Source organism: Legionella spiritensis (assembly GCF_900186965.1).
GTDB lineage: Bacteria > Pseudomonadota > Gammaproteobacteria > Legionellales > Legionellaceae > Legionella_C > Legionella_C spiritensis.
On sequence record NZ_LT906457.1, the window covers coordinates 2,277,892 to 2,291,062 of the forward strand.

Below are 13,171 nucleotides of genomic sequence, written 5' to 3' on the forward strand. Positions count from 1 at the left end.
CTATCGACCGATCCTGGCTCCGAAAACCGGGAAGGCCATGAGAAAACGTCTCTGTGTACTGATCCTTGTCTGCTGTATTCCCTTGTTGATGGCTGCCGACAGTGCCGGCCATGTCGATATTAAGGGCGTGGACGGTGATCTGTTAACAAATATCCAGTTACGACTGAAAGAATTTTCACCGGATAAACCGCTGACCGGCATTCCGGACAAGATACTAATCACCCAGGTTGCCAATGCCATATCTCCCTATGGCTACTTCAAACCCCGCATACGCCTGCAACGTTCCGGTGACGGCCGTCAAATTCAAATTATTGTCAATCCCGGCCCCCAATTACGGATCAACAGACTTTCCGTTCAATTGACAGGCGACGGTGCCGCGAACATGGTCATTAAAAAAGTTCTGAATGATTTACCTGTCCGGCAAGGAGGGCCTCTGAACAGCGTAAAATACAAGGAAGCCAAGGATAAATTAATTGATGCCGCCGAATCACAGGGTTATCTGCGCGCGAGTTTTGACAAAGCGGAAATTTTAATCGACAAGGCGCGCTACACGTCCGCCATCACATTAATTTTTAATACAGGCCCTCAATTCTATTTTGGCCAGGTGATATTTAATCCCACCTATATTTCACCGGAGCTGTTGCGCCGCTATTTACCTTTTCAGTATGGACAACCCTATTCGACCGACAAGTTGCTCATGTTCAACAACAATCTGTCGAGCAGCGGCTATTTCAGCACCGTACTTGTCAAACCGGAGATCAATGGCCATCGCACCATTCCCATCAACGTCCATTTGCAAGCCGTAGCGAGAATCAACTATTCCTTAGGCATAGGTTACGGTACGGATACCGGGCCACGGGGTCGCGCGGGTCTGCATATCGTGCCGGTAAACCGTGCGGGCCACAAATTCAACGCGATTGCCGTAGGATCCTTTAATCAGAATTCCCTGCAGGCCCAATACGTTATCCCCGGCAAAAATCCGGTGACCGATGAATTTTATATTGCGGGTAATCTGGCCAATCTGGATTATAACTCCGGTTACAGTAACGCGTTGTTAATGTCGTTAGGCCAACGCCATCAAGGCAACAAATTTCAACGAATTTTATCGTTAAACGGACTTTATGAACGCTTTAACTATGACAACGCACCCAAGGAAAACAAACTCACGCTGTATCCCAAAGCCACCCTGACCTGGACAAACACCGCCAACCGGGTCTTTTCTCCGACCGGCTACAATGTGACCGTTAACGGATTGATTGCGAATAAAAAAGTACTGTCCGCATTAAGTTTCGCACAGGCATCCGTTGATGCCAAAGCGGCCATAACCCTGCCTCAGATCCGCACCCGTTTTTATTTTCATACCATTCAGGGCGTCACTCAAATCAACGACATCAATCAACTGCCCCTCTCACTGGCTCTTTTGCTCGGAGGCGCCGACAACCTCAAAGCGTACAGTTTTAACTCGATTGGACCAGGCAAAATCTTAAGTTTCGCCGGCGTGGAAATTCAGAAAGAAACCGTCGACAATTGGTATCTGATTGGTTTTTTTGACAGCGGTGATGTCTACATGCCAAGCTTAAAGGCATTAAAAAACGATGTGGGCATCGGCCTGATGTGGGTTTCTCCCGTGGGACCTATCAAAATCGGGATAGCACAGGCGGTTGACACGGGTTTTAACCGGATCCGTGATAAAAAACCAAAACTGGTCGTTAATATAGGGCCCGATCTATAAATGCGATTTCTGCTTAAAATACTTAAATCATCGCTGTATACCTTGCTGGTGGCATTCATCCTGCTCGCCAGTATCCTGGTGTTTCTGCTGACCTCCACGCCAGGCCTGTATCTAACGGTCAAACTGGCCAACGCCTTTTTACCCGGCAAAATAAAAATCAGCCACGCAACGGGTCAGCTCATTGATCATTTCACCATCAAGCGCCTGATCTATCACGACAAAAACATGGAGGTAACCGTTGAGGACTTACAAATAACCTGGCCATTAAAGCAGTTACGCCATTATAAAATCATCGTTGAACGTCTGCAGGCCGGTCAGCTGTCCGTTCATTACCACCCGCAAAACGACTCCGGCAAGCCTTTGCCTTCCGAACCCCTGTCCTTGCCGAAACTACCCGTTTTACTGCATATTAAACAAGCCCGTATTGAAGATATCCGTTATACAAGAGACGACACCACGGTACGTTTTCATCATGTTGCCCTGAGCTCCCGAATATCCGGCAAACAATGGCAATTTAAAACGCTTGATTTTGAAATGGCCGGCCAGAGTATTCACCTGTCTGCAACCATGCAGCCATTCTTTCCTTACCAGGCAAAAGGCGCTGTCACACTAGAGCCTGTTGCCAATACGAGCCAGGCTCTCAAAGGACATATTACCTTTGGCGGTGACTGGACACTTTATCACTGGCAAGGCCGCTTAAGGGATCCGGTCGAACTGACCCTGCATGGCACCCTACAAAAGGGACAGGAATTACAAAGCCTCATCCGGTGGAAGCGCCTGCATTGGCCGCTCGGCAAAAAGACGTTCTTAAACAGTGACCGCGGCGAAATCAACATCCGTGGCAAACTGCCTGACGTTAAAATCACGTTGCATTCCACCGTCCAGTCGCCATGGCCATCCACTGTGGATATGAATATCGCCGTGAATCCGCAAAAACTGACGGCCAACGGCACGCTTGACCTTCCGGGTCACCAGGTAGGGTTCACCACGCAATATAGTGACCGGTCTGATCCCAAAATACAGGGCAGAATAACGGCCCGATCATTGCAAAATAACGTCCGTATACCGCTGATTGAAAAGCTGCACGCCAATCTCGAATTTCAGGGAAATACTATAAACACTCTGACGGCGTATGGAGAAATCTCCGCCTTGTATGACAAACAACCTCTAAAAGCCACGCTGCAATACCAGCCAAAGCGCTCTACCGCATCGATACAGCTGGGCCCCAATCACCTCAATGTCCAGGGCTCCCTGTCTTCCGCCTGGGAAATTGAGGGGATTCTGCCTGAACCGGCCCTGCTTCATCCGAGTTTACAAGGCTTGTCCACCTCCATAGGCGTGAACGGACGATTGCTAAATCCCCAGGATGGCCGGCTCACCCTGAAAATAAACAAGGGACAATACCAGTTACCCGATCTGGAACCGTTGTCTTTCGCCGGCGGTAAACTGGTGGTTCGTCTGGATAAGAAACAATTGCTTGCCAATGGTGACTTTACTATCGATCCGAACAAGAAAGCGCAATTAAAAATCCTGTTGCCCCGTTTCAAGCTTTATCAAAAAGACTGGCAAAATCAAACAGTGAACGGGGAATTATCCTTACTGTTTAATTCACTGGATTTCCTCGAGAAGCTCAACCCTAATCTGGCGCAATCATCAGGTCAGTTACAAATCCGCCTGCTTGCAGGCGGCCAACTGATGAAACCGGATGTTCAAGGCACCATGTCATTAAGCAAAGGTCGTTTTTCCATACCTCAACTGGGTATCACCCTTAATCCCGTCACTATGACGCTGAAAAGCCACGATCGCAAATGGACGGTTTCCGGCTCCCTGTTTAACGGCAATCACTCATTAATCCTCAAAGGACAGGGTGAATTTTCACCCCGGCTAACCGGCAGCCTTCTGGTAGAAGGCCAGAATTTTCCCATTATCCAGCTAGAGGAATATAAAGTTGACATGTCCCCAAAACTCACGTTGCAATTTTCACCATCCCCTCCGACGTTGACCGGTGAAATCCTGATCTCGAAAGCCAATCTCACTCCTCGCAACTTCAGCAGCAGTGCCACCCTTTCAGAGGATGTGGTGTTTGCAGGCGAAGAACCGGCACAAACGACCTCCTTTCCTATCAGCACCAATATCCGCCTGGTCATGGGTAAAGACGTCAAGATCGCGGCAAAGGGATTGCAGGGATTTGTGGATGGCGCCATACGTATTCTTCAAGCGCCCGGCGAATCGTGGCGAGCCACCGGCGAGTTGAATGTCCGGGAAGGCAAATACACGGCTTATGGCCAGGATTTGACTATTGATCAAGGTCAGCTTATTTTCACGGGAGGTCTGATTGATAATCCGGGTATTAAAGTTCGCGCCATTCGTCAGTTTAACAATGCCAGCGCCTCTTTTTCCGGTTCCAATCAATTGTTTGATTTCAATACCGCGAATCTGCAATCCTATGATCTGGCCAGCAAAACAACGGTGGGCATTGAAGTCAGCGGCCGCCTGAATTCGCCCAGAACCCATTTGTTCTCCATTCCATCCAATCTTTCACAGGCTGATATCCTGTCCATGCTGCTGCTTGGCAAACCGGCCAGTCAAGCGGACAAGGCCGGGGGACAACTGCTTCTGGCCGCCATTTCTTCCCTGAATCTGGACTCCGGTACCAAAGGAGTACAACTGCTGGAACAGCTAAAAAAGAGCCTCGGTTTTGATATCAATCTGGAAAATAACGCGCAATATAACCAGCAAACCAATGAAACGACGGAAAATACGTCCCTTGTCCTGGGTAAATCTCTTTCCAAACGCCTTTACCTGAGTTATAACCTCGGCTTTACCCAGACAGGCAATAATGTGTTCACAGCAAAATACCTGCTTAACAAATATTTCAGCATACAAGTCAGTGCCAGCTTTGTAGCCAGCGGCATTGACTTGTTATATACCCATAAACAGGAAACACTCAATGACTTCTGACTTTCATTTACCTTTACGCCTGAAACGATTACGGCAAACAACAACCGCACGCGCCATGTTGCAGGAAACCAGATTGCATCCCCATCAGTTTATCGCCCCGCTTTTTATCAGTGAGGCGCTGAAGGAAAAACGGGAAATAAGCAGCATGCCCGGCCAGTTTCAATTTTCCCTGCGTGATTTGCCGCAAGAGATTGAACTATTGAGCTCGCTTGGCATCCCGGCCGTCCTTTTATTCGGGATCCCGACTCATAAAGATGACAAAGGCAGTGCCTCCCTTTGCCACGACGGCATTATTCAGCAAGCCATCCCCATCATCAAGCAGGCTAATCCGGATATGCTGGTCATCACTGATGTCTGTTTTTGTGAATATACCAGCCATGGTCATTGCGGTATCCTGGATGGTGACACTATTGATAACGATAAAACGTTATTATTACTTGGTCAGCAAGCCGTCAGCCACGCTCAGGCGGGCGCCGACTGGGTCGCGCCAAGCAGCATGACGGACGGCATGGTTCTTGCCATCCGTAAAGCGCTGGATTTCGCCGGCTATCATGATACCGCCATTTTAAGTTACGCGGTAAAATACAGCTCTTCGCTCTACGGCCCCTTTCGCGAAGCGGCTCAGGGAGCGCCGCAATTTGGTGATCGCAAGACCTATCAGATGAATCCGGCAAACGGTTCCGAAGCCTTGCGTGAAGCCGCCCTTGATGTTGAGGAAGGCGCAGACATCCTGATGGTAAAACCCGCTTTAAATTATCTTGATGTTATTTTCAGGCTCAAACAACAGTACCCTGAAATACCATTATGCGCCTATCAGGTCAGTGGCGAGTATGCCATGCTCAAATTTGCCGCCAGGCAGGGACTGATCAATGAAGAGCAAGCCATGCTTGAAACACTCCTGGCTATAAAGCGCGCCGGAGCGGATATTATTATTTCCTATTTTGCCAGGGAAATTGCAAAAAACCTCCGTGCCTGACAACAAACATAGGGCTTGTTTCGCAGGGAACCTTCCCCTATAGTTGAACCGGCGAATGGATGAAAATTGCTTTAAATTCAATCGCTTTGATTTGTTGGATACCTATTTTATTAATTAAGGAGCAAAAAATTGTGAATGGTATATTAAAAGGTTTCGCGGTAATTACCCTTGGCCTGTCAGCCACTATGAGCTTTGCCGGCCCTTCCTATCTGGTTACCCACAATGACACCAGCGTTGAGTCAAAAGCTTACGTTGCTGGAATCATCCCTGCCCCTACCCCGGCAGCACCGAACAAAACGACATCCATTTCATGGATAGTTGTAAAAATGGCCTGTTATGGTCACACAACCAACAACAAATGCCCTGCGTTAATTAAAATGGCTACCAACACCGCTCATCCCGTCGAACTGGGAACGGTAGAAATGGATTTGGACAGTGGCGATATTACTCCTAAAAAGTTAAGTGCCAACGGCTATACCCTGACCGTCAATGGCCCTGCTGAAGCCACTTTAACACAAAACTGATAAAAACCGGGCAATCCTGCCTGGCAGGATTGCCAAAGAATCAAACTGTTTTTTTTTGCACCACAAATCAATCTCGACTATTCTTTGTTAACAGACCCGGAAGAAATGAGTGGTAACTATTATGAAACTGTTTCTGTCCTTATTTTTTTTACTAACCAGTACCGCAGCTTTGGCTATCGAGCGCGGCATTAATTATGATCCCGCCCACAGCGTTGTTTTTACCCGAGCACAAGCGGCCAATAATATAGATGGTATGAGATCTGAAATTACCAAGGATTTGAACATCATCAGACAATCCGGATTTAATGTCATTAAAACATTTTATTCGAGCGTGTCCACCATTGACGGTCAAAAGATTGTCTTACTCGCCGATTTAGCCTGCCCCATGAATTTCAAGATTATGCTTGGTGTTTATGAGTTTAATCCGGCCAGCGACAATTGCGCCAACTGGTGTGAAAAAGCAACGGCTATCCAGGTACAAAACGCCATAGACAGTGTTAATAAATATCCAGACTGTATCAGTGGTATCGTGGTAGGGAATGAAGATATATACAACTGGAATTTTACCGAGCCGAATAAAGCCATGCAGCAACGCATCGCCAATGATATTGCCACAATCAAACAAAAATTAGGCAATTCCGGCACGCCTGTAGGCAGTGCCCAGCAAGATGGCGCCTGGTTAAAACTGGCCAATGACGACCCCTATCAAATTATCAGCAAGGCTGATTTTATCGGTGCCAACATTTACCCGTTCTGGAGTCCGCAACAGCCTGATGAACAAGCGGCGCAACAGGAATTTGAAAATCGCTATCAAGCCGTTAAAAACCACAACCGTTTTCAGGATAAAAAAATAATTGTCACGGAAGAAGGCTGGCCCAGTAAAAGCGCTTCCGGACAAAACCCGAATGCCAGTATCGCTGCCGAAACAAGTTACTACCAATGGTGGCAAAACAGGGCAACAACAGATGCGTTTGATTCCTATTATTTTGCAATCTTTGATAAACAACCAACTAATTTAGACGCGGACAAGTATTTCGGCCTATGTACGGATGACCGAAAAAACAAGATACTTACCCAGTGTGAACAAACTAATTAGGCGTTGTTGCCATGTCACAATGGCAACAACCACCAGTGCCTCGTCAAGATTGAACCATAAAACCCACACCTTACGGGCTACGACTCTTTACAAAAAACATGGTGCCCGCCATGAAGGCAAAGCCGAAATGCGGGATAACACCGCTCTTTTCAAAAAATTATTTTATTTTCCAAACAAAAAATGACAATTCATAATCTGTACTATAATAAAAAAAATTGAATAAAATCATACCAGGTAAAATCGATAACACATATGGATTGGAAAGGAGACGAGAATGTATAGAAAAGAAAAATCAGTCGCACCCAAAGAGCGCATCAATATTGTCTACAAACCTGCGATTGAAGGGGTGGAAGAAACAGTCGAATTACCTCTCAGACAACTGGTACTCGGGGAATTTACCAGCGAACAGGTTCAGGATACCCTTGAGGATCGCAAACCCATCAGCATCGATAAGGACAATTTTGATCAGGTGTTTAAGGAAAGAGAAATCACCTTGTCCCTTACCGTTTCCAATCGGCTGGAAAAATCCCAGGAAAAGCAAATGCACCTCAATCTGAAATTTGAAACACTGCGTGATTTTGAGCCGGACAACCTCATTGAACAGATTCCTGATTTAAAAAAGCTCATTGAGATCCGAAACACGCTGAAGCTGTTAAAAGGCCCTATCGGTAACGTTCCGGTTTTCAGAAGAAAGCTGAACAAGATTGTCCAGGACGAAACCTCTCGCAATAAGTTGCTGGAAGAGCTTTCCAAAACTGAAAAATCAGAATAATGAGGAGATGATCATGGCAGGTTCCAAAAACGCTCAACCCACCAACATCGTTGACGATCTTTTTGCGGTCACCAACATCACGTCCGGGGAAGACAAACGCTATGAAATCGCCAAAAAAGGCGTGATCGCCTTTGTGGATAACATGATTGAAAATCAGCGGACCGATGAAAAGGTCACCTCATCGCTGGTGGACGACATGATCCGCCAAATTGATCAAAAAATTTCCGAACAGATCGATGAAATACTTCATCACGAGGATTTTCAAAAACTGGAATCGGCATGGCGCAGCCTGAAATATCTGGTTGACCAGACAAATTATCGTGAAAACAGCCGGGTTGATTTTATCCATGTCAGCAAAACGGAGCTAATCGATGACTTTGAGGATGCGCCGGACATTACCAAATCGGCCTTGTACAAAATAGCCTATACCAGCGAATATGGGCAATTTGGCGGCAAACCCTACACCTCCATCATCGGCAATTACTATTTCGGCCCCAACCATCGGGATATGGATCTGCTGAAACATATCGCGAGTGTGAGCGCCATGGCGCATGCGCCTTTTCTCAGTGCTGCAAGCCCCGAGTTTTTTAATCTCAAAAACATCACCGGCCTGCCCAGTCTCAACGATATCGAAGCCATCTTTGAAAACCCGTATTACGCCAAGTGGAATTCGCTGCGCGAGTCGGAGGACGCCCGCTATATCGGTTTGACGCTGCCTCGCTTCATGTTGCGTATCCCATATGGCCCGGATACAAGAATCGTGAAGAAATTTAACTACAATGAAAATACGTCCGGCAACCATGAAAATTATTTATGGGGTAACAGCGCGTTCGCGTTTGCCGGATGTCTGGCGGAAAGTTTCGCCAAATACCGCTGGTGCGTCAATATCATAGGCCCTCAGGGCGGAGGAACCGTAGAGGATTTGCCCTGCCATTTCTATGAGGCACTGGAGGGGATCCAAACCAAAATACCAACGGAAGTCTTAATTTCCGAACGCCGTGAGTACGAACTGGCCAATCAGGGATTTATTCCTCTGACCATGCGAAAGGACAGCGACAACGCGGTTTTCTTTTCAGCCAACTCCATTCAAAAACCCAAAACCTTTACCGATACTGAAAAAAACAAGGAAGCCGAGTTAAACTACAAACTTGGCACGCAATTTCCCTATATCTTTATCATCGCCCGCCTGGCCCATTATCTCAAAGTCATGCAACGCGAGAAAATCGGGATGCATAAGGAAAGAATGGATATTGAGCGGGAATTAAACGAATGGATCAGCGGTTATGTCGTGGATATGGAAAACCCCGTTTCCGAAGTGAGGGCAAAAAAACCGCTTCGTGACGCGAAAGTGGTTGTTGAAAGCGTACCCGGAGAACCCGGCTGGTATAAATCAACACTCACCGTAAGACCCCACTTTAAATACATGGGCGCTTATTTTACACTGCAATTGGTTGGCAGTCTGGAAAAAGGAGAATAATAAATGGCCAAGGACATTAATGACAATTTCGGAACGACACCGACATTGCCTGATAAAGACATCGTTAAAAGCCAATACAAATGCATGGCTCAGATCACGACCGAGGCGTCCGGTAAAATAAATGGCGACAGTCAGGTTGTCGGTTATGAAACCTGGGTGGAACTGGTCAACTATGAACAGCGAATGTCTCGCGACTTCGATGCGCAAAACACCTTGATCGGCACACCGAAATGCGAATATTTCCGCCTGACCACCTTGTGGACATCCGGTGGCATGGTTCCTCTGGTGCAAAGTCTTTTTACCGGCGAAAAAGTGGTGATGGCGGAAATCCATTGCCTGAAAGCCATGGCCGGTAAAATTGAACCCGCCTTGCAGATTACCCTGGAAAACGCTATCGTTCTGGATAATTACATTCTGTACTCTCACGTAGCAGGACCACTACTTTGCATGGACATCAGACCTAAAATCTATCGCGTGCTCGACAACACCAAAAAACAGGAATTCGCTTATGATTTAACCAAGCTTATGAAAGTTGGTTAACGATGAGGAAAGAGCGATTACTAGAACGGGTTCGTTACTGGAGCAGTCATAACGAACCCCACAATAAAGCTGAAGCCACGACAAGCCTCAGGGAATCCATTCGCAGCCATCTCGAAAACATACTCACTACCCGACAGGGCAACGCATTAATCGACGAACAATATGGTTTTTCACAAAAAGCGGAGTTATTCGAGGAATTCGTGATGGCGAATCAAGACGAATTGATTGCCGCATTAACGGAAACGGTTCTTTACTATGAGCCAAGAATCAGTAAACTTGACATAACCAACGTCGAAATCAACCCGTATAGTCAACAGATTTGTTGCAAAATGACCGGCCAGTTAAACGCGTCTTATGAAGAAGACGGCTTTAGCTTCACAACCATCATATCCACACACGGAAAAGTGACCGTACGGTTATAACAAGTCATCGCAGGGAGTGACATGATCAAAGATTACTATCAGCGGGAACTAAAAAAAATAAAACAGCTGTCCAAGGAGTTTTCGCTCAATAATCCGACCCTGGCACCCCTGCTGAGAGAACAGAACAATGATCCCGATGTGGAGAGGCTGCTGGAGGGGGTTGCCTATTTAACCAGTCAGATTCAATTAAAAATGGACAGGCAGTTGCCGGATCTGATTGACGAATTGACGGAATTGTTTTTCCCCCAGTATTTAAGACCGATACCCGGCAGCGCGATTTTGCAGTTTATCCCCAAAAAGAAACTGGCCGACCGTCTTTTAATAAAACAGAATACGGAAATCGCTTCCATTCCCATTGACGGCACATCCTGTGTATTCAGAACAGCGAACGATATCATCGTGGAACCGGTCACCATCAACACGATCCGCTATACTGAAACACCCCAGGGCAACGCGTCCATTGATATTGTCTGTGATTTATGCGGCATCAGCCTTGACAACTGGTCGAGCAACTCCTTGAAATTTTTTATTAATCAACCGTTTAATCAGGCATGTGACACCTATTATCTGCTTTTACACCATCTGAAAGAGATTGTTGTGAGTGCGGAATCATCGCCTCCGCTAACCCTGCCGCCCAACATGCTGCAACCGTGCGGCTTTAAGGATACCGATACCTTGTATCCGGCCAAACATACGAGTAATCCGGCCTATCAGCTCATTCAGGAATATCTGAATCAGCCGAAAAAATTTTTATTTCTCGAATTAACCGGCCTCAAGCAATGGATCCATCGCAGTAACACGCAACAATTCACCATTTCACTGATTATTAATCAGGTTCCGTCCTGGTTCAGTGACATACAGGCTCAAGATTTTGTTTTGCATGCCGTTCCGATATTAAATATTTTCAAACACGACGCCGAGCCGATTTACCTGAACCATAAAAAATTCGAATACCCCATTATCCCAAGCGGAAATAACCCGAATATTACGATTTACGAAATAAAAAAAATCACCGGATACCGGCAATACGCCAAACAGCAAATTGATTACGTCCATGCCCTTGATTTTGACAAGCACAGGAAGAAAAATCAGTATTACACGCTGCATAGCCGCCCCAGCGCCGTAAAAGACAATAAAGAATGGATGCTCGGTTTCATTTATGATTTTAACGATGAAATTCCCTCGGATGAAACCATATCCGTTGATCTACTCTGCTCCAACGGCAATCTGGCCAGCCTGCTCGATATTGGCGACATTTCAAGGATTACGGACAGCTCTCCTGAAAACGTCACGTTCAGCAACATTACCGTTCCGACCAGTTACATCGAACCGGCGTTTGACGACAATCGAATCTGGCATTTCCAGTCCCTGTTGTCGCTAAATTTCTTAAAGTTAATGAACAAGGATAATTTAATTAAAATTATCACCCTCTTTCTTCATGAACAAGGCGAAAACCGCCGGATCAATGTGAGCCGCTTGCAGGGCATCGTCAGCATCAAGCCGCAAAGCACGCGACGACTTTATAGGCGATCGATGATCGTCGGCACAAAAATCAGCATGGTTTGTGATCCGGAATATTACGGCAGTCCGGGAGACATGTATTTATTCGGGTGCATCTTAAACGAATTTTTCGCGATCAACGCCCCGTTTAACACGTTTACTCATTTTGAAATGATTAATGTCAAAACAAAAGAGATTTGGGAATGGACACCACGATTGAGCAATCCAGACAACATTTAATTAATGAACTGATTGAAAAATCAAGTCAATTTAATTTTTATCAGGTGGTTCGTCTCATCCGGCATCTTATCGCCCAAAACAGGGAATCGCTGACATTTCGCTCTCCCGCCAATATGGCTCACCCGGCTGCGGACATTGAGCAGATTCAATTCGACCAGAATACGTTTAAACTGGATGCCACATTTCTAAGTTTAACCACGGCAAGTTCCCCCTTGCCGGATTTTTATACCGAATCCATTTTACAGGATCTGCAAAACGACAGTACCGCCGTACAGGAATTGATGGACATCATTCATCAACGCCTGTACCAGTTGTTATTTGAAAGCTGGACCAACCATTCCTTCTTGCTCCAGATCAACGAATATAACAATGCCACTGCCATAGACGCGCTGTACAGTTTTATGGGGCTTGCCGACCATGATATCCGCCACAGCTTCGCCTCGGCAGACAGCCTGCTTAAATTCATCTGCTATCTGTCCTCCAGCCATAAATCCATACGGGCGCTCAGCAGTCTGCTCAGCAAGTATTTCAAAACCACCTTTACCGTCCACTCCTTTCAATACGCCACCCAGGATATTCCCCCGGAACAACATAACTTTCTGGGGGTTAAAAATAACCGGCTGAGTGAAACCGCCTACCTGGGCTGCGAATTTTCTTCCTGCAGCAACAGCCTGCTCATACAAATCGGGCCCCTGACCGCGAAACAATTCCCGCAGTATCTGGCCAACACCCGTAATATCAAATTACTGAAGGAAATTTTATCGCTCTACGTCAACGAACCGTTTGGATTTTTTATTGAAGTGATTCTGGACAAAAGCAATTTTGAACCGGCCAGTTTATGTCATGGTTTTACCAATCAACTGGGCATTACGAGCTGGCTTGCTCCCATAGAAACCATAGAAAATTACACCGTACATTATTGGTTATAAGG

Annotated in this window: 11 protein-coding genes; all 11 read left to right on the forward strand. The window is 46.4% G+C overall.

What is annotated here, in order from left to right:
- Positions 1 to 37 precede the first annotated feature (37 nt).
- The 11 genes from CKW05_RS10235 to tssG all read left to right on the forward strand — a co-directional run bounded on the left by CKW05_RS10235 (position 38) and on the right by tssG (position 13,169).
- Positions 38 to 1,732: an autotransporter assembly complex protein TamA gene (locus tag CKW05_RS10235; protein WP_058482399.1), complete on the forward strand. Its 1,695-nt coding sequence runs from the start codon at positions 38 to 40 to the stop codon at positions 1,730 to 1,732.
- On the forward strand, positions 1,733 to 4,693 hold the full coding sequence (locus CKW05_RS10240) for a translocation/assembly module TamB domain-containing protein (RefSeq protein WP_058482398.1): 2,961 nt from the start codon (positions 1,733 to 1,735) through the stop codon (positions 4,691 to 4,693). It abuts the gene before it with no gap.
- Positions 4,683 to 5,669, forward strand: a complete 987-nt coding sequence (gene hemB / locus CKW05_RS10245) for a porphobilinogen synthase (RefSeq protein ID WP_058482397.1) — start codon at positions 4,683 to 4,685, stop codon at positions 5,667 to 5,669. Before CKW05_RS10240 ends, hemB begins: the two co-directional genes overlap by 11 nt.
- A gap of 131 nt (positions 5,670 to 5,800) precedes the next feature.
- Entirely contained in the window at positions 5,801 to 6,193 is a 393-nt protein-coding gene (locus CKW05_RS10250) for a hypothetical protein (RefSeq protein ID WP_058482462.1), read from the forward strand.
- Positions 6,194 to 6,314: 121 nt separating this feature from the next.
- On the forward strand, positions 6,315 to 7,289 hold the full coding sequence (locus tag CKW05_RS10255) for a glycoside hydrolase family 17 protein (protein ID WP_058482396.1): 975 nt from the start codon (positions 6,315 to 6,317) through the stop codon (positions 7,287 to 7,289).
- A 274-nt stretch (positions 7,290 to 7,563) separates the two neighbouring features.
- Positions 7,564 to 8,061 (forward strand): type VI secretion system contractile sheath small subunit, encoded by a 498-nt coding sequence (gene tssB, locus CKW05_RS10260; RefSeq protein ID WP_058482395.1) that lies wholly within the window; start codon positions 7,564 to 7,566, stop codon positions 8,059 to 8,061.
- Positions 8,062 to 8,074: 13 nt separating this feature from the next.
- Positions 8,075 to 9,538, forward strand: a complete 1,464-nt coding sequence (tssC, locus tag CKW05_RS10265; protein WP_082642713.1) for a type VI secretion system contractile sheath large subunit — start codon at positions 8,075 to 8,077, stop codon at positions 9,536 to 9,538.
- A 3-nt stretch (positions 9,539 to 9,541) separates the two neighbouring features.
- Complete coding sequence (locus tag CKW05_RS10270) at positions 9,542 to 10,078, forward strand: type VI secretion system tube protein Hcp (RefSeq protein WP_058482393.1); 537 nt, start codon at positions 9,542 to 9,544, stop codon at positions 10,076 to 10,078.
- A 2-nt stretch (positions 10,079 to 10,080) separates the two neighbouring features.
- Positions 10,081 to 10,500, forward strand: coding sequence for a type VI secretion system baseplate subunit TssE (gene tssE / locus CKW05_RS10275; protein ID WP_058482392.1), 420 nt, complete (start codon positions 10,081 to 10,083; stop codon positions 10,498 to 10,500).
- 21 nt (positions 10,501 to 10,521) lie between these two features.
- Positions 10,522 to 12,240 carry a type VI secretion system baseplate subunit TssF gene (gene tssF / locus CKW05_RS10280; protein WP_058482391.1) on the forward strand — a complete coding sequence of 573 codons (1,719 nt, stop codon included), beginning with the start codon at positions 10,522 to 10,524 and terminating at the stop codon, positions 12,238 to 12,240.
- Positions 12,204 to 13,169 carry a type VI secretion system baseplate subunit TssG gene (gene tssG / locus CKW05_RS10285; RefSeq protein WP_058482390.1) on the forward strand — a complete coding sequence of 322 codons (966 nt, stop codon included), beginning with the start codon at positions 12,204 to 12,206 and terminating at the stop codon, positions 13,167 to 13,169. The genes tssF and tssG overlap by 37 nt, the downstream gene beginning before the upstream one ends.
- The last annotated feature ends 2 nt before the right edge of the window (positions 13,170 to 13,171 follow it).

Bases quoted from the DNA above. Each gene is read 5' to 3' on its own strand.
- tssE (WP_058482392.1), top strand. From the start codon at position 10,081: ATGAGGAAAGAGCGATTACTAGAACGGGTTCGTTACTGGAGCAGTCAT.
- CKW05_RS10270 (WP_058482393.1), top strand. From the start codon at position 9,542: ATGGCCAAGGACATTAATGACAATTTCGGAACGACACCGACATTGCCT.
- CKW05_RS10255 (WP_058482396.1), top strand. From the start codon at position 6,315: ATGAAACTGTTTCTGTCCTTATTTTTTTTACTAACCAGTACCGCAGCT.
- tssG (WP_058482390.1), top strand. From the start codon at position 12,204: ATGGACACCACGATTGAGCAATCCAGACAACATTTAATTAATGAACTG.
- CKW05_RS10235 (WP_058482399.1), top strand. From the start codon at position 38: ATGAGAAAACGTCTCTGTGTACTGATCCTTGTCTGCTGTATTCCCTTG.
- hemB (WP_058482397.1), top strand. From the start codon at position 4,683: ATGACTTCTGACTTTCATTTACCTTTACGCCTGAAACGATTACGGCAA.
- CKW05_RS10240 (WP_058482398.1), top strand. From the start codon at position 1,733: ATGCGATTTCTGCTTAAAATACTTAAATCATCGCTGTATACCTTGCTG.
- tssC (WP_082642713.1), top strand. From the start codon at position 8,075: ATGGCAGGTTCCAAAAACGCTCAACCCACCAACATCGTTGACGATCTT.
- tssB (WP_058482395.1), top strand. From the start codon at position 7,564: ATGTATAGAAAAGAAAAATCAGTCGCACCCAAAGAGCGCATCAATATT.
- tssF (WP_058482391.1), top strand. From the start codon at position 10,522: ATGATCAAAGATTACTATCAGCGGGAACTAAAAAAAATAAAACAGCTG.